Source organism: Salinibacterium sp. SWN167, from assembly GCF_015864665.1.
Lineage (GTDB): Bacteria > Actinomycetota > Actinomycetes > Actinomycetales > Microbacteriaceae > Rhodoglobus.
This window is the reverse complement of record NZ_JADYWU010000001.1, coordinates 464,947-487,933: the sequence shown is the minus strand read 5'-3', so window position 1 is coordinate 487,933 and position 22,987 is coordinate 464,947. Positions and strand designations below refer to the sequence as shown.

Annotated in this window: 5 protein-coding genes; 2 read left to right on the top strand and 3 right to left on the bottom strand. The window is 63.7% G+C overall.

Annotation, left to right across the window (positions count from 1 at the left end):
• The first annotated feature begins 13 nt into the window (after window positions 1-13).
• Window positions 14-1,048 carry a LacI family DNA-binding transcriptional regulator gene (locus tag I6E60_RS02220; protein WP_197122616.1) on the top strand — a complete coding sequence of 345 codons (1,035 nt, stop codon included), beginning with the start codon at window positions 14-16 and terminating at the stop codon, window positions 1,046-1,048.
• Window positions 1,045-3,381 (top strand): beta-glucosidase, encoded by a 2,337-nt coding sequence (locus I6E60_RS02215; protein WP_197122614.1) that lies wholly within the window; start codon window positions 1,045-1,047, stop codon window positions 3,379-3,381. Before I6E60_RS02220 ends, I6E60_RS02215 begins: the two co-directional genes overlap by 4 nt.
• A gap of 37 nt (window positions 3,382-3,418) precedes the next feature.
• Here I6E60_RS02215 and I6E60_RS02210 read toward each other — a convergent pair whose 3' ends face one another.
• The 3 genes from I6E60_RS02210 to I6E60_RS02200 form a co-directional block, all read right to left on the bottom strand.
• On the bottom strand, window positions 3,419-4,054 hold the full coding sequence (locus tag I6E60_RS02210) for a TrmH family RNA methyltransferase (protein ID WP_197178666.1): 636 nt from the start codon (window positions 4,052-4,054) through the stop codon (window positions 3,419-3,421).
• A gap of 93 nt (window positions 4,055-4,147) precedes the next feature.
• The gene (locus I6E60_RS02205) at window positions 4,148-4,597 is read right to left on the bottom strand and encodes a hypothetical protein (RefSeq protein WP_197178665.1); all 450 of its coding nucleotides are present in this window, start codon (window positions 4,595-4,597) and stop codon (window positions 4,148-4,150) included.
• A complete protein-coding gene (locus tag I6E60_RS02200) occupies window positions 4,594-22,758 on the bottom strand; it encodes a DUF11 domain-containing protein (RefSeq protein WP_197178664.1) in 18,165 nt (6,054 codons plus the stop codon). Before I6E60_RS02200 ends, I6E60_RS02205 begins: the two co-directional genes overlap by 4 nt.
• Window positions 22,759-22,987 lie beyond the last annotated feature (229 nt).

Here is a 22,987-nt window from a genome sequence, read left to right as displayed (position 1 = left end):
GACTAGGAGCACCATGGAAAGCACGAAAGCACAGCGGCCAACGCTGAATGACGTCGCGCAGCATGCCGGCGTTTCTATCGCTACCGCCTCAAAAGCGCTCAACGGCCGTAGCGACGTCGCGGCATCCACGCGCGCCCGAATCGAAGTCGCCATCGAAGCGACCGGGTACGGTGCCGGTCGCCCGCGCGGCGCGGCCGCAGCCCCGACGATCGAATTTCTCGTCGACAAACTCACCAGTCCGTACGCCATGGAAATTTTGCGCGGCGTCACCCTCGCTGCCGAAGAGGCTGGAATTGATGTAGTCGTTGGCCGATTTCGCCCTAGTCCCCACAAATCCGATCAGGAGGTGATTCGCCGACTCAATCGATCGGGGCGGGTGGGCGCCATCATCCTCACGGTCGATATGTCAGAGCCAACCCATCAAGCGATCTCTCGATCAGCTTTCCCGATCGTACTCATCGACCCCCTTCGCATGGATGAGTCGTCGGTCGCTTCGGTAGGCTCCACCAACTGGATCGGGGGCCGCAGCGCGACGGAGCACCTCATTGGCCTCGGCCACCGAAACATTGCGATCATTGGCGGCCCGGCTGAATCGCTCAGCGCCCGCGCCCGCGTCGATGGCTTTCGGTCCGCAGCGGATGCCGCCGGAATAGCCGTCCCGGATGATTTCATCACCCACACGAGCTTCGATCACGATGCCGCTGAACGCGTTGCTCACGAGTTGCTCAGTCGCACCGATCGCCCCACCGCCATTGTCGCCTCGAGTGATGCGCAAGCGATGGGCGTACTAGAAGCGGCGCGCCAGCTAGACATCCGCGTTCCCGAGCACCTGAGCCTTGTCGGCTATGACGACACTTATGTGGCGTCGTGGGCGAATCCCCCGCTGACCTGCGTTTATCAGCCGTTGCAGGACATCGGCAGGGTGGCTCTTCGCACCGTGCAGCAGCTCGCCGCCGGTGAGCATCTTGACTCCCACCACATCGAACTCGCTACCCGCCTCGTCGTCCGTGAATCAACGGCACCGCCTTTAGACAGGAACAACTCTTGACGACCTCCTCCGTTTCTTCCCCCACACGCTCCGCGGCTTGGCATGACACCTCGCTCTCTGATGAGCAGCGCGCAACCGCGGCACTGGAGGAAATGACGCTCGAAGAAAAGGTCGCACAACTCGTCGGCTATTGGTTTGACAAGCGTGGTGCCGGCGAAGTCGTTGCCCCGATGCAAGACACTCTCGGTGCCACCCGCCCGCCGTTCGATCAGGTTGCCCCGCTTGGGCTCGGCCACTTCACCCGCGTCATTGGCACTGAGCCGGGAACGGTTTCCGAGGTCACTCAACGGCTGAAAGAAAAGCAACAACTGGTCGTGGATGCTTCGCGGCTCGGCATCCCCGTTATTGCCCACGAAGAGTGCCTCACTGGCGTCAACTCATTGGGGGCGACGGTCTACCCGGCTCCGCTCGCCTGGGGAGCAACCTTCGATCCCGCTCTTGCCAGGAAGGTGGGCGAAACGATCGGCGCCGACCTTCGGGCTCTCGGGATACATCAGGGCCTCTCACCGGTATTGGATGTCGTGCGCGACTACCGCTGGGGTCGCGTTGAGGAAACGATCGGCGAAGACCCGGTACTCGTGGCCGCCGTCGGTTCCGCGTACACCAGCGGTTTGGAGGCCAGTGGCCTCATCGCCACGTTGAAGCACTTCGTGGCCTACTCGGCGTCAGCCTCGGGGCGCAATCACGCCCCCGTCTCGGCGGGTCCGCGTGAGATCGCGGATGTCATGCTGGTGCCGTTCGAGGTTGCGGTGCGTGACAGCGGCGTGCGCTCGGTCATGAACTCGTACAGCGATATTGACGGCGTTCCCATTGCCGCTGATCGAGCGTTACTCACCGAACTCCTTCGCGACGAGTGGGGTTTCACCGGAACGGTCATCTCTGACTACTGGGCCATCGCTTTCCTCGCCAGCGCTCACGGGGTTGCCGCTGACGCCGCTTCTGCTGGCGCGCTGTCGCTCGCGGCCGGCATGGATGTCGAGCTCCCCAACGGTATGTGCTTCCCTCCCCTCGTCGAAGCGGTGCGCTCCGGAGAGATGGACGAAGCTCTTGTCGATCGCGCGGTTCATCGCGTGCTGCTGCAGAAAGCACAGCTGGGTCTCCTTGACGAAAACCCCGAAACGGGCGGTCGGGTCATCGACCTCGACTCCGCTGACAACCGAGCCCTTGCGCGCACTGTGGCCGAAGCATCCATCGTGCTGCTGCGCAACGATGACAACCTGCTCCCCCTCGCCCCCGAGTTCTCCGGGCGCATTGCCGTGCTTGGCCCCATGGCTGCCGATCCTCGAACACTGCTCGGGTGTTACTCCTATCCCGTGCACGTACTGCCGCGCTACCCGCAGTTCGGACTGGGCATCGAGGTGCCGTCGTTCCTTGACGCCCTGAGCGCCGAGTTCCCCCACTCGACCGTCACCCACGAGGCTGGCGCCAGCATTCTCGGCCCGGAGACGGGCAACCTCGAGCGAGCCGTTGAACTGGCACGGGACGCAGACGTGGTCATTCTGACGGTGGGCGACCTGCCCGGAATGTTTGGGCGCGGAACCTCTGGTGAGGGATGCGACGCCGTCGATCTCGCGCTCCCCGGCACGCAGGCAGCACTCGTGAATGCGGTGCTCGACACCGGAGCTTCAGTAATTCTAGTCACCAACAGCGGGCGCCCCTACGCCTTCACGTACGGTGATCGCGTGCGCACTGCGGTTCAATCCTTCATCCCGGGCGAAGAAGGTGCCGGCGCAATTGTTGGCGTGCTCAGCGGTCGCGTGAACCCCGGGGGAAAGCTCCCCGTTCAGATTCCCCTCACGACGGGCGGCGGACAACACCTCTACCTGGGAGCGCCACTCACCCGCACTATCGACAAGATCTCCAACCAGTCCACCTCACCGGCATTCGCGTTCGGTCACGGGCTCAGCTACACCACGTTTTCGCTCTCCCCGGCTGTGCTCGCCGATGAGACGGTCGACATCGACGGCGCGACCACAGTGTCCGTCGACGTGAAGAACACGGGCGCGTCCGCCGGCTCCGAGACCGTTCAGGTCTACCTTTCCGACCCCGTTGCTACCGTGGCTCGACCGGTTCAGAAGCTCGTCGGTTTCGCGCGCGTTTCCCTCGAACCGGGCGAAACGGCGCACGTCTCGTTCACGATCAGCCCTGAGCTCAGCGCCTACACCGGCATCGAGATGAAGCGCATTGTCGAGCCGGGCGAGCTGATCTTCAGCGTCGGAACGTCAAGCGACACCGCAACGGACGGGCTATCGCTCACGGTGACCGGTGAATCACGAGTTGCCGGACACCACCGAATGATCATCGCGCCCGTCGCGGTAGTCGTAAGGGACTAACGGCAAAGCGAAGTGGGCCCGATCGAGTCGCGCGGGCCTACTTCGTGAAGCTGACGTGCTGAGTGATCCAGTTGTGCATCGCTACGGCGGCCGCGGCGGAAGCATTGATCGAACGGGTCGAACCGAACTGGCTGATCTCCACGATATCCGTGGCGGCATCGATCGCTTCGGGAGAGAGCCCGGGGCCCTCCTGGCCGAAGAGCAATACGCAGCGCTTCGGCATGTCGTACGTTTCGATGATGACACTGCCGGGCACGTTGTCGATCGCAATGATCGGCAGGTCGTTGGCTTGAGTCCACTCCACAAAGGCTGCGACATCCGGATGATGCAGCACGTGCTGGTAGCGGTCGGTGACCATGGCGCCGCGTTTGTTCCAGCGCCGCCGCCCAATGATGTGCACGGTGTCGGCGCCGAACGCGTTGGCGCTGCGCACGATGGACCCAATGTTCATGTCGTGCTGCCAGTTCTCGATGGCAACGTGGAACGGATGACGTGTCACGTCGAGATCGGCGACGATCGCTTCCATGTTCCAGTAGCGATACCGGTCGATAACGTTGCGGCTATCGCCGCGTTCGAGCAGCACAGGGTCGTAGTGGGGTTCGGTGGGCAATTCGCCCTGCCAAGGCCCGACGCCGTAGGTCGACAGCTCGACGCTGGGGTTCGGTTCAGTCACGATTCCACGATAGTCGTCGGCGGCCCAGCGTGAGTACCGCCTCGCAGCGGCAACGCACGCTCCGGCACTGCGGCGTCAGGCGACCCCGCGCGACTAGCCTTCGTAGCGCTCGACGCGCAGCACGCAGGTGAGCTCGTCTTCGGCGACAGGAATGACAGTCTCCCAGTCGGTGGTCGCGCCGGGCTCCGTTGCGTCGACATCCACCTGGGTGAGAGCACGAGTGTCATTGGCGCCGTTGAGGAGTGAGACATAGATGCGGTAGGTGGCGCTCGCATCAGTCGAGTTCGTTACCGACCCGTTCACAATCCACTCGTCGCCGTCGCGCTCGCACTGTTCAACCGTGGAATCAGCAAGAGCACCTTCGAGGTTTTCGCCAGTGCCAGGAGCATCCGTGATGTCAGTTACCCCGGGGGTCTGCTCTGCCGCTGCCGAGCTTTCGGCTGCGTCGGGCTGTTCCTCAGTGCCGTTGGTGCATCCCGCCAGCGTGAGCGCGAGAATCGCAAGAGGAACAGCGGTAGCGGTCAGTCGTGTGCGGAGCTTCATGAATTTTCCTGTCGTTGTCTTCTGCGGGCGAGCAGGATCAGTGCGAGGCCCAGGAGCAGGGTGCCCACGCCAGTTGCGAGGGTTCCTCGGGGGTCTGACCCAGTGTAAGAGAGCGCCTTGGTAGGTAGCTGCAAACTTGTCTGTGCGGTGGCGACGACCGGGTCACCCGAGTTGAGCTCGGTGCTGGTGACCGTTGCCGTTTCGTACAGCGTCGTTCCGGCATCGCTTTCACGGATGACGTAGGTCGCCGTTGCCGTAATCGACTCACCAGGAGCGAGTTGCCCAACCGCGCCCGGCCACGCGCCGTAGTTCATGGCCGAGAGACCGGAGCGCGGATCTGCAATCGAGACGTTCGTCAGCGGCAGCGTTCCCGTGTTGGTTGCCACGTACGTGAAGATCACGATGTCGCCGGGGAAGCCCTGCTGGCCCGCCCCGAGCACACCCGAGATCGTCAGTGCAATGTTCGGCACATTCGGGATCGCGAGAACGTCGGTCGCCTCTTCCGGCGCGATGGCGCCCGACGGGGCATCAGCGTTCACCGTTGCGACGTTAGTGGTCTGCTCAACGTCGACGTCACCCTGAGTAATCACGTACGTCGCCGTGGCGGTAACCGACTCACCGGGAGCCAACTCGCCAGGAGTACCCGGCCAGTTGTAGGTGAGCGCGGAGACACCCGGCTTGGGATCGCTGATTACGACGGCGGTGAGCGTGACGTTACCGGTGTTGACGACCTCGATGACGTAGTTCACGGTGGCACCCTGCTGGGCAAAGGTCGCGAACGAGCTCGTCTTCGTGATGGTCATCGACGGGTCTTCGACAATCGGCGTTGAGCCGGTGGCCGTAGCCGTCACCACAGCGCCCACTGGCGGCGTACCCGCCGTGGAAGCGTCGGAACTGATCGAGCCAGCATCCACGTCATCCTGAGTGAGCACGTAGGTCGCCGTTGCCGTTGCCGACTGGCCCGGAGCGAGCACGCCCGGAGTGCCTGGCCAGGTGATCGTCAGCGTGCTGAGATCGATCTGGTCGTCGGCGATCGTGACACCGTTCAGCGTGACATCACCGGTGTTGGTGACCTCGAAGCTGTACTCCACGGTGTCGCCGGCCATGCCGGTGGCGCCCGCTTCGAGCACCTGCGTCTTCGTGATGCCGATGTCTGGAGTGCCAGAAGCGGTCGGCACCACAACCGTGTTCGACGTGTCGATCACGTCGTCGCCCGCCGGATTCGTCGAGGTCACGTTTGCGGTGTTCGACGCCGAACCGGCATCGAACTCAGCCTGCGTGACCTGGTAGCTCGCGGTTGCCGTGACCGACTCGCCCGGAGCGAGAACTCCGGTCGCTGCGGGCCAAGCGCCGTAAACGACCGCGGTCGTTCCAACCTTCGGGTCAGCGACGGTGACACCACTCAGAGTGGTTTCGCCCGTGTTTTCGACGGTGAAGGTGTAGTCGATCCACGAACCGACCACGACGGGGTCGCCCGCGGCACGCGGTTCGCCAGCCTTGGCAATGTCAACGCTCGACAGCGCCTCGATGAGCGGAACGATGGTCACCGCAGAGTCAGCATCAACGGCGGTTGCGGCCGGAGAGTTGCCCTCACCGGTCGCGACGTTGCGTACTTCGCCAGCGTCGACATCCGCCTGATCAACAAGACGGGTCGCCGTGACGGTGACGCTTTCGCCCGGCGCGAGAACGCCCGGAGCGGCCGGGTCTGGCCACGTGTAGACGAAGCCGGTGAGGCCCGGGATCGTGTTCGAGAGTGTCACGCCATCGAGCGTGACGTTTCCGTCATTCGTGATGGTGAAGGTGTAGTCCATGCCATCGCCGAGCACGCCGGTTGCCCCGGCCGCGAGCGCTGCGGTGTGGGAAGTGACGATGGAGGGTGCAGCCTCGTCGGTCGGATTGAGCACGGTGTTCGAGACGCCAGTCACTTCACTGCCATCGGGCGCAGTGCCGACCGCGGTCGCCGTGTTCTCGACGGTGCCGTTATCGACGTCCGCCTGAGTGACGGTGTAGACGACGGAACCAACAGCCTGCTGGCCTGGGCCGAGAATACCGGTGGCCGAGGGGAAGGTGAGATCGGAGGGAACAACTTCAATCAGCGGATCGAGAACGCCAACGAGGCGCAGCGTGACGTTTCCGGTGTTCTTCACGATGAAGCTGTACGTGATTTCAGAACCGACTTCGCCCGAACCCGAGGTCATGACGCCCGACTTCTCGGCCGTGATGCTGGGGTCAGCTACCGCAGTGAGCTCGCGGTCGACGTTCGAGGTCGCCGTGACCGGGTCGTCGCCCGGCGTGACGCCTCGGACGGATGCCGTGTTGTCGACGTAACCGCGGTCGACGTCATCCTGTTCGAGAACGTAGGTCGCACTGGCCGTCGCCGATTCCCCCGGAGCCAGTACGCCACTGTTGGCGGGCCAGACGATCGAGTTGATCGAGACGTTGTCGATGCTGTCGGTGATGGTCACCGTGCGCAGCGTGACGTTTCCGATGTTGGTAACCACGATCGTGTAGTTGATTGTGTCGCCCGGACCGTTCTCGCCCGCAACAGCCAACTCGCTCGACTTCGTTACCTGCAGCAGACCATCCGCCGCGAGAGCGACGGTTGCCGGAGCCGTGGCGCTAGCCGCGGCACCAACGGGAGGAGTTCCCTCACCGGTGACGACGCTTGAGACAGCCCCCGAGTCGATATCGGCCTGCGTCAGCGTTTGCACGCGAACTGCCGTGACCGTGTCGCCGGGAGTAAGAACGCCCACGACACCGGGCCAGGTGTAATCGCCCGCGGGCAACGAGCCGGTGAAGTCGCTCAGCTCAACGCCCGAGAGCGTCACGTTGCTCGTACTCGTGAAGCTGTAGTTCCAGGTGACAGTGTCGCCTTCCACAGCCGGGCCCGGGTTCGTCAGCGCACCGGTGTTGGTGACAGAAACCACAACGCTCGGAGCCTCCGTGGGAACCTCGACCGTGTTCGAGGTGGCCGCGATCGGATCGCCGCGCACCGGAACTGCCGTAGCGCTCGCCGTGTTTTCTACGAAGCCGCGGTCAACATCCGACTGACGGATGTCGTAGCTCGCCGTTGCGGTTACCGTCTCGTTCGGTGCGAGAGTTTCTATCGCGGTCGGCCACTGCACGTCAGGGGTGGTCATTCCAGGGAGCGGGTCGGTGACGACGATCGAACCGATCGTGACGTTACCGGTGTTGCGAACCTCGAATTCGAAGTCCACGGTGTCGCCAACGCCGTTCTCACCCGTCAGAGCGATCGCGCCCGACTTCACGACCGTCATGCTCGGTTGCGGCTGAACAGTCGTGACGATGACTTCGTTGGTGGTAGCCGGAACGTCGTCATCGTTCGGGTCGGTAGCGCCGACATCCGCGATGTTCGAGATGTAGCCACGGTCGATGTCTTCTTGAGTGAGCTGAACCGATGCTTCACCGATCACGGTCTCGCCGGGCAAGAGAACGCCAGGCTGCGCGGGGTTCGGCCATGTGATCACGGGAACGCTCAATCCGGGAAGCGGATCGCGCAGTTCGCCGTCAGTCAGGGTCACGTTGCCGGTGTTGGTGGCTTCGAGGCGGTAGTCGACCCAGTCGCCGACCTGTCCGATACCGCCGGCGCGCAGTACGCCCCACTTTGTAGCTTCAAGCTCGCCGTTCGCTGCGATCGCCACGGCGGCCGGAGCCTGCTCGGTGAAGGCGACACCGGCTGGCGGCGTTGCGCTACCGGTCACGACGTTGGCCACCGAGCCCGAGTCGATATCAGCCTGAGTCAGTTCGTGGGTAGCCGTGGCCGTCACGATGGCGCCCGGCGCGAGCGTGCCCGCGGTAGCGGTCGGCCAGGAGTACACGAGAGCAGACAGACCCGGAAGCGGATCAGTCAGCGAGACTGCGGTGAGCGTCTGGTTACCGTTGTTCGTCAGCGAGAACTCGTATTCCACGAGGTCACCGGCGAAACCGGTGGAACCAGGAGCGAGGGCTCCACTCTTCGTGACGAGGATGTCGGGGGCACCCGCATCCGTCGGCGTCTGCACCGAGGCCGTGTTGCTCGGCACGGCTACGTCGGTCGGCGAGGTGCCGTTGGCGACTGCGGTGTTATCGACCGTGCCGGCATCAACATCAGCCTGAGTGATCGCGTAGGTCGCGGTTGCCGTTGCAGTCTCGCCGGGGGCGAGAACACCGTTGGCTCCGGGCCAGTCGACCACGGGAGTGCTGAGGCCGGGTAGCGGGTCGGTGATCACGATCTCGTCGACCGTGACGTTTCCGGTGTTCTCCACCTCGAACGTGTAGGTGATGATGTCCCCGACACCGGCGCTGGCGCCGGTGCTCGACGACTTCGTCAGCGACAGTGCCGCAGCGGCCGGAGCGACCGTCGTTTCGGTGACTGTCGTGCTCACCGTGATCGTGTCGCCGATGGGCGGCTTACCACTCGCAGTAGCGACGTTGGAGACGCTGCCGCGGTCGACGTCATCCTGAGTGATCGTGTAGTCGGCAGTAGCCGTAACCGTCTCACCGGGTTGCAACTCTCCGGTCGTTCCGGGCCAGGTGAAGACCGGGCTGCTGACACCGACGAGGGCATCAACGAGGTCGACCAACGTCAACGTGACGTTTCCCGTATTAGTGATGCTGAAGTCGTAGTCGATCGTGTCGCCAGCGTTACCGGCGCCATCAACAGTTCCATCCTTCGTGACGGCCATGCCCGCCTGCGGAGCCAAAACCACCGAAGCGGTTGCCGGATCGCTGACAGCATCGCCGCGCGGAGGGGTTCCAGAACCAGTCGCGTCGTTAGCAACTGTTCCCGCGTCGATCTGCTCTTGAGTAAGAGTGGATGTCGCGGTCGCGGTAACCGATTCCCCCACTTCGAGCGTGCCAGCGGTGTCCGGCCACGTGTAGGTCAGAGCCGAAAGGCCCGGCAAGGTGTCCACAATCTCGACGCCCGTGAGGGTCACGTTGCCTGAGTTGGTCAACTCGAACGACCAGTTGACGGTGTCGCCCTCGTCGGCTCGAGCCGGGTCAGCGAGAACGCCGCTCTTGGTGAGCTCCACGAGAGCGCGAATGGTTTCCGTCGGAACGGTGTTCGCTTCCGAGTCATCCGTGACGTCGGTGCCGTTGGGGTCAACGCCATCGGCGGTGGCGATGTTCAGAACAGCGCCAGCATCCACGTCATCCTGAGTGATTTCGTAGTTTGCCGTAGCGGTTGCGATCTCACCGGGAGCGAGCACGCCGGGGCTCGTCGGAGTCGGCCACGTAATCGTGATCGCCGAGAGGTTCGGCAACGGATCGGTCAGCGTGACGGAATCCAGCGTGACGTTACCCGAGTTGAGAATCTCGAACGAGTAGTCGATCGTGTCGCCGAGGTCAGCCGTGCCCTGAGGTGCGCCCGACTTCGTGACGGTGATGTTGGGGGCAGGAAGAACGGTCGGAACAATGACCTCGTTGGAGGTCTCAATGACGAGAACACCGGCCGGGGTCTCTGCAGACATATCGGCAATATTCGAAATGAAGCCGCGGTCGACGTCTTCCTGCGTGAGTTGATACGTCGCTACACCGAGCACTGATTCGCCCACGGGAATCTCGCCGGGCTTCGCCGCGTCTGGCCACGTGATGACCGGAACCGAGAGGCCTGGCAACGGGTCAAGCAACTGTCCGTCGTAGAGCGTGACGTTTCCGTTGTTCGTCACAGTAAGGCGGTACTCCACGGTGTCGCCAACTTCTCCGACGCCACCGTTCAGGATGGTTCCCGACTTGAAGGGCGTCAGCACTGGTGCTGGGGTGATGGTCACGGTCTCGTCGGCAGTCTGCTCAACGGTGCCTGCGGCAGGAGTGGTTCCCTCAGCCTTGACTTGGTTGTCGACCTTGCCGGCATCAACGTCGGCCTGCGTGAGCTCGTAGGTCGCCACAGCAGTTGCGCTTTGGCCCGGAGCGAGGGTGCCGTCTGTGGCAGTCGGCCACGTATAGGTCAGCGCGCTGAGGCCCGTGAGCGGGTCGGTCAGTGTGACACCGGTGAGCGTCACGTTTCCGCTGTTGCGCACAGTGAAGGAGTACTCCACGGTGTCCCCGGCGAACCCGGTTGCGCCTGCCTCGAGCGCACCGTTCTTGGTGGTCTCGATCGCTGGAGCAGCGGCATCCGTCGGCACATCAATGGGGCCAACCGAATCCTCGACTGCACCGAGCGGTGACGTGGCATCGACATCCGCTGAGTTGCGAACGTAGCCGCGGTCAATATCAGCCTGAGTAATCGCGTAGGTCGCGGTGGCGGTCGCCGTCTCGCCGGGAGCGAGCTCACCGTCAGCACCCGGCCACGAGTACACGATGGTCGAGAGTCCGACGAGCGGGTCGTCAATCGCTACGCCCGTGAGTGTCGTGTTACCGGTGTTCTGCAGTGTGAAGTCGTAGTGCACGAGGTCGCCGAGAGCCGCGCCATCCGGAGCGCTGCCGACCTTGTCAATCGTGACGGATGCCGTGCGATCAACCGTGGGGTTCACGGCCGGGTCAGAGAACTCGAAGTATTCGGTCCCCTCGGGCGTTGTGCCGAGCGCTTCGGCCGTGTTCGTCACGGAGCCCGCATCGACGTCGTCTTGAGTGATCGTGTACTCAGCGGTAGCCGTTGCAATCTCACCGGGAGCGAGCACGCGGTCGGCTCCGGGCCAGACGATCACCGGAGTGCTGACTCCAGGCATCGAGTCGATGAGCACGACACCGTTCAGGGTCACGTTTCCGGAGTTGGTGATGATGAAGGAGTAGTCGACAATATCGCCCACTTCACCCAGCTGGGTTCCCAAGTCACCCGTCTTCGTGACGGTGAAGTTCGGGGTTGCCGTGAGAGGAAGGGTTGCGGAAGCCGGCTGCGTTACAGCGGAACCCGTGGGCGGAACACCCATGGCGTTGACGCTGTTCGCGAGAGAACCAGCATCGATATCGCTCTGCAGGAGCGTGTACGTCGCTGTAGCCGTGACGTCGTCGCCGGGGTTGAGAAGCCCGTCGGTCGCCGTCGGCCACGCGCCGAACGTGACGCCCGTGAGACCCGGCAGCTGGTCAATCAGGTCGACGGATGTCAGCGAAACGTTTCCGTCGTTGGTGACGGTGAAGCTGAATTCCACGGTGTCGCCCGCGACGCCCGTAGCGCCGGCAGCAAGTGCCGCGCTCTTCGTCGCGCTCAGCGAGGGGTCAGCCTCGACGAGTTCGGCAACAACCTCGGGCGACGAGCCGGTGACCGGAGTACTTTGCGCCCCGGTTCCGCTCGCGGTTGCCGTGTTGCGAACCTCTCCCGCGTTCACGTCGTCCTGAATGATTGTGTAGGTCGCTGTGGCGGTGACGTTCTCACCGGGCGCAAGCGTCTGCGTGGTGTTCGCGACGGGCCAGTTGACCGTGAGACCGGTGAGGCCGGGCAGCGGGTCAGCCAGGGTGATGCCGTCGATCGTGACATTTCCGTCGTTCGTGATCGTGAATGAGTACGCGATCTCGTCACCGAGCTCGCCATCGTCGGCGACAACGGCCGACTTATCGACGGTCAGGATCGGAGCAGGGCGAACCGTCGGGATCACAACAGTGTTGGTGGTTGCCGGAACAATCGCATCGTTCGGGGTGAGGGCCTGAACGTCTGCCGTGTTTTCGATGTACCCGAGATCAACATCGGCCTGAGTGAGGGTGTACTCCGCGGTACCGGTTACCGATTCGCCCACGCCGAGAACGCCGGGCTGTGCCGGGTCTGGCCAGACGATGTTGGGGTCGCTAATGCCGGGAAGCGGGTCGAGCAACTGACCTGCGTGCAGCGTGACGTTACCGGTGTTGGTGGCGGTAACGGAGTAGTCGATCACGTCGCCGACTTGACCGATTCCGCCGGCACGCAGTTCGCCGGTCTTGATCGCGCTGAGGCTTGCAGCCGGTTCAACAACAACGGTCGCAGCGACCTCGGTGCCATCGACATCATCGGTGTTGGGGTCGACCCCGGATGGCGTAGCGAGGTTCACGACGGAGCCGGAGTCCACGTCACTTTGCTTGAGCTCGTACGTTGCTACCGCTGTGGCGGTCTCGCCCGGAGCCAAGACGCCGTCGGTGGCGGTCGGCCAGGTGTAGGTGATGGCCGAAAGATCGGTGAGGGTGTCTGTGAAAATGACACCGGTCAACGTGACGTTTCCATCGTTCGTGATCGTGAAGGACCACTCGATCAGGTCTCCCGCTTCACCCTCAGCACCGGACTCGAGAACACCGGTCTTCGTTGCTGAGATAAGAGCGGACTGGGTGACGAGCGGTGTGACCGCGGCGGGCGAGTCGTCAGTGACGGCAGCATCGTCGCGAGCGGACTCGGCGTCACCGGTCGCTACGTTGCTGACCGAGCCAGCATCGACATCCGCCTGAGTGATTGTGTAGTTCGCCGTGGCCGATACGGACTCGCCAGGAGCAAGTTCGCCATCGACGCCGGAGACCCATTCGCCGTACACGAGCGCGCTGAGCCCCGCGAGCGAGTCAGTGATCGCCGCATCCGTGAGTGTGACGTTTCCGTCGTTGAGCAGCGTGATCGTGTAGCTGATGGTGTCGCCCACAACGCCGGTGCCGTTGAGCACGGCGGCCTTCGTGGTGACAAGAACGGGAGCGGCAGCATCGGTCGTGACCGTGACGGTGTTGGAGTCCTCATCGAGGATGACGCCAGCAGGTGTCGAGGCGAGCACGCTCGAGTCGTTGTCGACGGAACCGTTATCGATGTCGTCCTGAGTGAGTTCGTAGGTCGCAGTGGCAGTCAGAACGTCGTTCGGGCCGAGCGTACCGGCAGGGTTGCCGTCCCAGTCGTCATAGCTAATCGCCGAGACACCATCGAGCTGGTCGATGATGCTGATGGAGCTCAGCGTGACGTTACCGGTGTTGGTCACGGTGAACGTGAAGGAAACCTCGTCGCCGAGCGCACGGCCAGCAGGAGTTGCGTCCTCCGCCTTGACGATCGTGATTCCGGCGTCGGGAGCCAGCGGCACGGTTGCCGCGGTGGTCGCGTTCGCGACGGCACCGCGCGACGGAGTACCGGATGCGGTCACGGTGTTCACGACGGAACCCGAGTCGACATCCGCCTGCGTCACAACGTAGTCATCGGCGGTTGCCAACACGCTGTCGCCGGGATCGAGCTGGCCAGCGACTCCGCTGGGGAAGGTACCGAAGACGGGAGTGACCCCCGCCAAAGCATCGTTGAGGGTCACGCCGCTGAGGGTGACGTTACCGGTGTTGGTAACAGTGAAGCTCCAGTCGATCAGGTCACCGGCGTCTTGCGCTGCGGTGCCCGACTTCGTGACGGAAATACCGGGGGCAGCAGGCTCAGTCGGAGTGGTCACCGAGGAGACCGGACTTTCAACGGGAACTGCGGGGTCTGCCGTCGTGCCACCGACGGCCTTCGCGGTGTTCGTCACCGAGCCAGCATCGACATCCGCTTGGGTGATCGTGTAGTTCGCAGTTGCTGTCGCGGACTCACCAGGATCAAGCGATGTTGCCGAGAGCGTCGGCGTTGCTCCACCCAGCAAGGGGTCATTGAGAACGATGTTCTCGATGGTCACGTTTCCGGTGTTTTCCACGACGAAGGAGTACGTGATCGTGGTGCCTTCGGCGGCGGGGCTCGGCACAACGCTGGCAGTCTTCGTGGTGGTCAGCTCGGGCCGCTGGTCACCCGTCGCTACGACCACGGCGCCAGAGCTCGCGGAGACCTCGGGGCCACCACCGGGAGTCTGAGCAGTGACATTCGCGGTGTTCGTTACTTCACCATCGTTGAGGTCATCGAGGTCAATGGTGTACGTCGCGCTAGCGGTCGCCGTTTGACCCGGCGCAAGCTCGTTCGGAGTCCCCGGCCAGACGAAGGTCGGAGCGCTCAGCCCGGGCAAGTTATCGACGAGCGTCACCACGGTGAGCGTCTGGTTACCCGTGTTGCGAATCGTCATCGTGTACGTGATGACGTCGCCCTCTTCACCGGTTCCACCGACCGAAGCGAGCTTGCTCACCGTGATGCCGGGGGCAGCAGCAATCGACACCGTCTCCGAGTCGGTCTCCGTGAAGGGAGTACCCGACGGCGGGGTCGCGGTGAGCGTTGCGGTGTTGCTGACAGAGCCAGCATCCACATCGGACTGCTTCACCGTGTAGTTGGCGGTTGCCATGACGGTTTGACCCGGGGCGAGCACGCCAGCGGTACCCGGCCAGGTGTACGAAATCGTGCCGAGATCAGTCAGCGGATCGCTGACGGCAACGCCCGTGAGCGTCACATTTCCGGTGTTCTTTGTCGTGAAGGTGTAGGTGATCACGTCGCCGGCAACGCCGACAGCACCGGCCGCAAGAGCCCCTGTTTTGGAGAACGTGGCTACCGGGTTGGCGGCAACCGTCGCAGTGGTGACCTCATCGGAGGGATCCGTGATGACGCCGGCGGAGGGCGACGTGCCCTGACCCGTTGCCGTGTTTGTGACCGCGCCGGCGTTCACATCGGACTGCTTGATCGTGTATTTCGCGGTGGCGACAACCTGCGTGTTCGGCTGCAGCGTTCCCGTCACTCCGCCTGGCCACGCGCCGTAGGTGAGCGTGCTGAGGCCAGAGAGTGGGTCACTCGCCGACACCGACGTGAGCGTCGTGTTTCCCGTGTTGCGCACGGTGATCGTGTAGGTGATGACGTCGCCGACGGCACCGGTTCCGGCAACGCTCGAGGTCTTAGTGGTGAGGATGCCGGGAACGCGCGTGGCGGTGGGAGTTGCGACTGCGGCCGCCGACGCGGTGGTGTTCGGCCCCACGGGCGGCTTGCCCGAAACGGAGGCCGTGTTGTTTACGACGCCAGCGTCCTGGTCGGCCTGGCGAATCACATAGTCAGCCGTCGCGGTCACCGTCTGGCCGGGAGCGAGGCGGCCAACAGTGCCGCTGGTCCAGGTGCCGTAGGTAAGTGCGCTGAGACCGGGGCGAGGGTCCGCGATGATCACGTTGGTCAGCGTGACGTTACCGGTGTTCTCCGCGGTGAAGGTGTAGCGGATGGTGTCGCCCACAACGCCCGTGCCGGGAGAAACGATGGCCGCGGTCTTGGCAAGCGTCATCGTAGAGTTCGACGCGAGGGGAAGGGTTGCCGGAGCAGTCGCCGTTGCCGGTGAACCCCGCGGCGGAGTACCCGAACCATTAGCGGTGTTCGAGACAGCGCCGGCGTCGATGTCGGCCTGCTTAAGAACGTAGGTTGCCGTCGCTGAGACGCTCTGGCCCGGAGCCAAGGTTCCTGCCGTCGAGGGCCAGGTGCCGTAGGTCACGGCGGAGACGCCGGGAAGCGAGTCAGTAACCGCTACCGAGGTGAGCGTCACATTGCCGGAGTTCGTGAGCGAGAGGCTCCACGTGACAACGTCACCCGCAACACCCTGCGCGCCCGGCGCGAGAGCGCCCGACTTAGTCACAGCGATCGTCGGAGCAGACGCGATTGTCGGCGTCACGAGTTCCGGCGACGGAGCCGTCACAGCAGCGCCGGTCGGAGGTGTACCGGTTGCCGTCGCAGTGTTCTTGACCGAACCGGCGTCGACATCCGCCTGGGTGATTGTGTAGGTGGCGGTACCGGTGACGGTGCCGTTGGGGTTGAGCTGGCCGCTGACGCCACCCGACCATACGTAGGTCGGCGTGGAGAGTCCGGAGAGCGGGTCGGTCAGAGTGACGCCCGTGAGCGTCACGTTACCGGTGTTCTTCGCGGTGAACGTGTACGTAATCGTGTCGCCGATCACGCCGGTTCCGGTGCCGCCCACGACAGCACTCTTGGTGGTGACGAGTGCGGGGGATGCTGCAACCGTCGGCACAACAGCCTGCGTCGAGGTTGCCGTCGCAACAGGGCCCGACGGCGGTGTTCCGGATGCCGTAGCCGTGTTCTTCACGGAGCCCGCGTTCACGTCAGACTGCTTGATTGTGTACGTCGCGGTCGCGGTTACCTGCGCATTGGGAGCGAGAACTCCGGTGGTGCCGCCCGGCCACGTGCCGAAGGTGACAGCCGAGAGGTCCGCGAGAGAGTCGGTGATGCCCACGCTCGAGAGCGTGACGTTACCGGTGTTCTTCACAACGAACGAGAAGGTGACGGTATCGCCCACCTTGTTCGCTCCCGCAGCCGTGGCACCGGTCTTGGAGACGGTGAGCTTGGCGGTCGTCGCGAGAGGCACTGTGGCGCTGCTCGTCTTCGGAGCAGCGGCGCCGCCGATGACTCCCGTGCCCGTTGCCGTCGCGGTGTTCGCGATCGAACCCGCATCGACATCCGATTGCTTCACCGTGTACGTCGCGGTGGCAGTGACTTGAGTGTTCGGCGCGAGCGTTTCTGTGGTGCCCGACGGCCACGTTCCGTAGGTGATGGCGGAGAGACCCGAAAGCGGGTCGGTTACCGCAGCATCCGTGATCGTGACATTGCCGGTGTTACGGATGACGAAGCTGTACGTGACGACCTCGCCAGCAACCGACGTGGAACCAGCCGGAAGTGTGCCCGACTTCGCGAGCGAAATCGTAGGCGCTGCTGTGACGGTGGTCGTGACTACGGGGCTGGACGCTGAGGTTACCGGGGTCGCGCCGGGCGCAGTTCCAGCAGCCGAGGCCGTGTTCGTGATCGAACCGGAGTCGACATCCGACTGCTTGACGGTGTAGGTCGCGAGAGCTGTAGCGGTCTGGCCGGGAGCGAGGGTTCCCGCAACCCCAGGCCACGTCACCACCGGAGTAGAGAGACCCGCGAGCGAGTCAGTCAGAGTGACGCCGGTGACGGTCTGGTTGCCCGTATTAGAAATCGCGATGGAGTACGTGATCGAGTCGCCGACCTTGGCACCCGACGTCACATTCGCTGACTTCGTGGTGGTGAGCTGAGGCGCACCGGTGATCGTGGGAACGGTGGCAGTTGACGACGCAGAAGTCACCGTTGCGTTGGTCGGAGTCGTGCCCGAGACAGTAGCCGTGTTCGCTACCGAACCAGCGTTGACGTCAGCCTGCTTCACCGTATAGGTGGCCGTTGCTGTCGCCGTCTCGCCCGGAGCAATGCGCCCGGCAGTCGCGGTGGGCCAGGTGTAGACGGGTGCCGAGAGCCCCACGAGCGAGTCCGCAATGGCGACCCCCGTCATCGTGACGTTTCCGGGGTTCGTGATCGTGAACGAGAAGGTCATCGTGCTGCCGACTCCGCCGGTGCCCGACGTGACGGCACCCGTCTTCGCCACAGCGAGAGCGCCGTTCGCTGCAACAGGAACGGTGGCCGGAGTCGTAGCCGACACAGCTGCGCCGGTCGGAGGAGTACCACGCGTCGTTGCCGTGTTCGCTACCGAACCGGCATCGACATCCGTTTGCTTGAGAACGTAGCTCGCCGTGGCGGTGACCTGCGTATTGGGCAGCAGGCGACCCGCGGTTCCGCTCGGCCACGTACCGAAGGTGACAGCGGAGAGGCCGGGCAGTGGGTCGGTCAGCCCCACGCTCGTGAGCGTGACGTTGCCCGTGTTGCGAACGACGAAGGTGTAGTTGACAGTGTCGCCCGCGACGCCCGTAGCGCCGGCAGCGAGAACGCCGGTCTTCGCGAGAGAGATAGTGCGAACGGAGGCGATCGTCGGAGTCGTCACCTGAGGCGAAGGACCGCTCACGGCAGTGGTGCCAAATTTGCCCGTCGAGGTTGCGATGTTCTTGACCGAGCCAGCATCAACATCGGACTGCACGATTGTGTAGGTCGCCGTGGCGGTGACCTCCCAGTTGGGCTGCAACGTTCCGATCGTGGAACCCGGCCACGTACCGTAGGTCAGTGCCGAGAGACCAGTGAGCGGGTCAGCGATCGTCACGTCCTTCAGCGTGACGTTACCCGTGTTCTTGGCGGTGAAGGTGTACGTGATGACATCGCCAACCGCACCCGTGCCAGAAACGCTTGCCGTCTTCGTGGTCGTAATGGCCGGCGACGATGCCACCGTCGGAACGACTGCCTGTGGCGACGTTGCTGACACGGTACCGCCCGACGGCGTGCTGCCGGATGCCGTAGCGGTGTTCCGGACAGAGCCAAAGTTGACGTCGAGCTGTTCAATTTCGTAAGTCGCGGTAGCAGTTACCTGAGTGTTCGGAGCGAGCGTGCCGGCTGTGCCACTCGGCCAGGTGCCAAAGGTAACGGCCGAGAGACCGGCGAGGGTGTCGGTAATACCGACGCCGGTGGCGGTGACGTTGCCGGTGTTGCGAACGACGAACGAGAAGGTGATGATGTCGCCAACGGAACCGTTGCCCGTGGTGACCGCACCCGACTTGGAGACGGTCAGTGCGGGGCCAGCGGTGATCGGAACCGTGGCGGGGCTCGTGCTGGTCACTGCGGCACCGGTCGGCGGTGTTCCCGAACCAGTCGCGGTATTCGAGACCGAGCCGGCATCCACATCAGACTGCTTCAGCGTGTAGGTCGCTGTTGCCGTAACCGACTGGCCCGGCGCGAGCGTACCGGCGGTGCCCGACGGCCACGTGCCGTAAGTGAGCGCCGAGAGACCGGGGAGTGTGTCGGTTGCCGACACCGAGGTCAGGGTTACGTTGCCCGAGTTGGTGAGCTTGATCGAGAAGTTCACGGTGTCGCCAGCGCGGCCGGTAGAGCCGGCGGCGAGCGCCCCCGACTTGAGCGTGGTGATGACGGGGCTCGCGGCCACTGTCGGAACGGTGACCTCGTCCGAGGGGTCAGTCACGGCTGTGCCGCCGTGGGTTCCGCTACCGGTTGCCGTGTTCTTGACCGAGCCGGCATTCACATCAGACTGCTTGATCGTGTAGTTCGCTACCGCGGTGACGGTCTGGCCTGGCGCGAGCACTCCGGTGGCGCCCGGCCACGTGTAGGTGAGCGCTGAGAGTCCCGTCAGCGGGTCAGCGATGGTCACACCCGAGAGCGTGACGTTTCCGTCGTTCTTCGCGCTGAACGAGTAGGTGATGACGTCGCCGACCTTGCCGGTCGCGCCACCGGCGATAACGGCAGACTTCGTGGTGGTGATCGCTCGGGTCGGCGTGACCGTAGGCACCACAGACTCGGCTGAGGGCTGGGTTACGGTAGCGCCGGTGGGAGTCTTAGCCGTGGCGGTTGCCGTGTTCTTGACCGAGCCGGCATCCACGTCGGACTGCTTCACCGTGTAGGTCGCGGTTCCGGTGGCCGTCTGCCCTGGTGTGAGCACTCCGGATGCACCGGGCCACGTTACCGAGATCGGGCTGAGGCCCGAGAGTGGGTCGGCGAGAACGACCTGGCTGAGAGTAACGTTTCCGTCGTTCTTCACGCTGAACGTGTAGGTGACGACCGAGCCGACTGCGCCGGAGCCTGTCGTGTACGCGCCCGACTTGGTGACGATCATCTTGGCGTCGGCGGTGATCGGCACGGTGGCGGGAGTCGTACGCGTGACGTCAGCACCGGTCGGAGGCGTGCCCTTTGCGGTCGCGCTGTTGGCGATCGCGCCAGCATCGACGTCCGACTGCTTCACCGTGTAGGTGGCGGTTGCGGTGACGGACTGGCCGGGAGCAAGGGTGCCGACGGTTCCGGGCCATGTGCCGTAGGTGATGGCCGAGAGACCGGAGAGCGGGTCAGTGATTCCCGCGTTCGTGAGCGTCACGTTGCCCGAGTTAGTGAGAACGAAAGAGTAGTTCACGGTGCTGCCAGCGGTGGAACCGCCCGCGAGCGCACCCGTCTTCGTCAGCGAAACAGCGGGAGTGCGAGTTTGCAGCGCCACATCTACGCGAGGGGATGCCGCAGCAACGGCGGTGCCGCTGGGTGAGGTTCCCGAGCTGGTGGCGGTGTTGCGCACGAGACCGGCATCCACATCGGACTGTTTTACGGTGTACGTCGCGGTGGCGGTCACGGTCTGGCCCGGAGCCAGAGTTCCGGCGGTTCCCGGCCACGAGTAGGTCAGGGCGGAGAGCCCGACGAGCGGGTCGGCAATGGCGACACCGGTGAGCGTCACGTTTCCGGTGTTCTTGGCGCTGAAGGTATAGGTGACGACGCTGCCAACGCCCTTGGGGTTGGCTACTGTTCCCGACTTCGTGGTGGTGAGCCCGGGAGCTGCAGGCGCGGTAGCCAGCGTGACCTCGTTGCTCAGGCCCGTGACAGCGACGTTCTTGGGGGTGCGGCCAGCCGACGTCGCTTGGTTCACGATCTTGCCGGCGTTAACGTCGGCCTGCTTCACCGTATACGTCGCCGTTCCCGTGGCGGTCTGACCCGGTGCGAGACGACCCGCGGTTCCCGGCCAGGTGACCGCGATCGCGGACAGCCCGGTGAGAGGGTCGGTCAGGGTGACCGAGGTGAGCGTGACGTTACCCGTGTTTTTTACGGAGAACGAATAGTTCACGACGTCGCCGACATTGCCGACTCCGGCACCGGCATAGGCGGCCGTCTTCTTGGTTTCGAGAACAGCATTCACCGGGATGGGGGTGGTGCGGTTTGCTGTCGCGACCGGCTTGATGCCGCCGTCAGCATCCGTTCCGGTGGCGGTCGCGGTGTTCGCGATCGAACCGGCATCCACATCGGCCTGGGTGAGCGTGTAGGTCGCCGTACCGGTGGCGGAGGCACCAGCCGCGAGCGCACCCGCGGTGGCCGTCGGCCACGTGTAAGTGATAGCCGACAGCCCGGTCATCGGATCGGTAACCGCGACTCCTGTGAGGGGCGAGTCACCGTTGTTCTTGATGGTGAATGTGTAGTTCAGGGTGTCGCCAGCGCGGCCCGTTGCTCCACCGGCGAGCGCGCTCGTCTTGGAGAGAGCGATCGAGGAGAGCAGCACGCGCGTGGAGTCGGTCCCCGTCGCGGAGTTGTTTCCCACGACAGTGCTTGCTGTCGCAGTGGCGGTGGAGTCGTAACTGGCAGTGGTGGGCCCGTTGGCGACACACGTGTAGGTATACGACTGAAGCGGCGCGAGCGTGACTCCAGTGAGGGTGCGGGCACAGTCGGTCTGGTCATCTGCGACAACAATGTTTTGAAGAACGCCGACACCGGAGTTCGTCACCGTGACCGTGAACGTAGCCGGTTCCGTTGACGTGCGAGATTGCTGGTCGAGCGTGCCATCGTAGGTCTTAGAGACGTTGATACCCGCGCTCGGCACCGAAAGAATAGCGTTCTGCAGCAAATAGGAGTCACCGCTGGTGCTCATCCGCAGGTTCACCGAGGTGTCGCCGGTCTGCACATTGGGCAAATCGACGGTGGCGACATCCACACTCTGGTTAGTGAACGGCCCAGTGTCGGTAAGGGCGGTGTAGCGAACGGAGCCCTCGCCTCGACCGATACCGATATTGCCGGTATTGCCCGCGCTGTTGGGCAATTGGGTGAAGCCGCCGTTGCCACGAGAGTACTCAGCAATGTCGCCCTGAATGATGCGGTCGCCCTCATAGAGCGAGAAACCGGCGCGGGTTCCGGTGTCAACGGCGCTGAAACCGTTGAAAGCTACCGTGAGGGGAGCCTCAGCGGCGGTCATGCGAACGTGACCTTCGTAGAAGATGATGCGGTGCGGAGCCGAGTTGAGGTTGCTCGGGATGTAGACGCCGTAGTCGTAGACAACGGTCAGGGTCCAGCCGGCGTAGCAACCGGCACCCTGAGGAGCCCAAATGTCACCAGCGGAGACCGTGAGCGGGGTTCCTGTGGCGGCACCAGCAAAAGCGTTTGTGACGTCGGCGCTCGCGCTGTAGTAGATCGCCGACGTGGTACCAACAGGATCTTCTAGGACTGTTGCCGGTGCGACGGTCGTGACCGGGCCGATTCCCACCTTGAGCTTCGCTGCAGCGGTGCGGTATCCGGTAGCCGAGCCAGCGGGCATCAGAGCGGTTCCGCGTGTGGCATTGACAGTGGTGCACGCATTAGCCGCAGTTCCGGTGAAAACGCCAGTGTTGGCGCTCCAGCTCAGGAAGGCCTTCTTTACGGATGCCCCCGCGGGAATCGTGATGTTCGCCGAGCTGGAGTTGGTGGTGAATCCCGCTACTGTGTTCGAGTTTTCGAGGTAGAAGTTGTCGTTAGCGGTATTGCCGTTTCCGCCGGAGGCGGAGTGCAGATCAGTACAACTACCGATTTGGGCAGCCGTGTAGAGGGGCCGGTTGCAGGCGAGAACGCCATTACCGGCCATGAGGAAGTCACCGTTGACGGTGGTCTGGTAGCTGGGAGACGTACCGGCGTTGGTACCCCACTGCACAACAGCAGCTTCGGCCGAAGTGGTCGGCATGACGGTGAGCCCGGTAACGAGAAGACCGAAGGCGACGATAGACGCCACGCCCCGCATTAACGCGCTTCGAGCGCTACGCCGAGTGCGCTCCACGTCGATGCTGGTGTGCCGCAATTCTCTCTCCCCCGGGTTTAAATCCCTGACTTTGCGGGTCATCGCATCGTCAATGATTTGCCCTTCGGGTGAGCGCATCTCCTCTAACCATAAACCACTGATTGAGGATTCACACGAAAAAATCAGGCTTCGGAGGTGCTTTCGTAGTGCAACTGTGACTGAT

Bases quoted from the DNA above. Each gene is read 5' to 3' on its own strand.
- I6E60_RS02220 (WP_197122616.1), top strand. From the start codon at position 14: ATGGAAAGCACGAAAGCACAGCGGCCAACGCTGAATGACGTCGCGCAG.
- I6E60_RS02205 (WP_197178665.1), bottom strand. From the start codon at position 4,597: ATGAAGCTCCGCACACGACTGACCGCTACCGCTGTTCCTCTTGCGATT.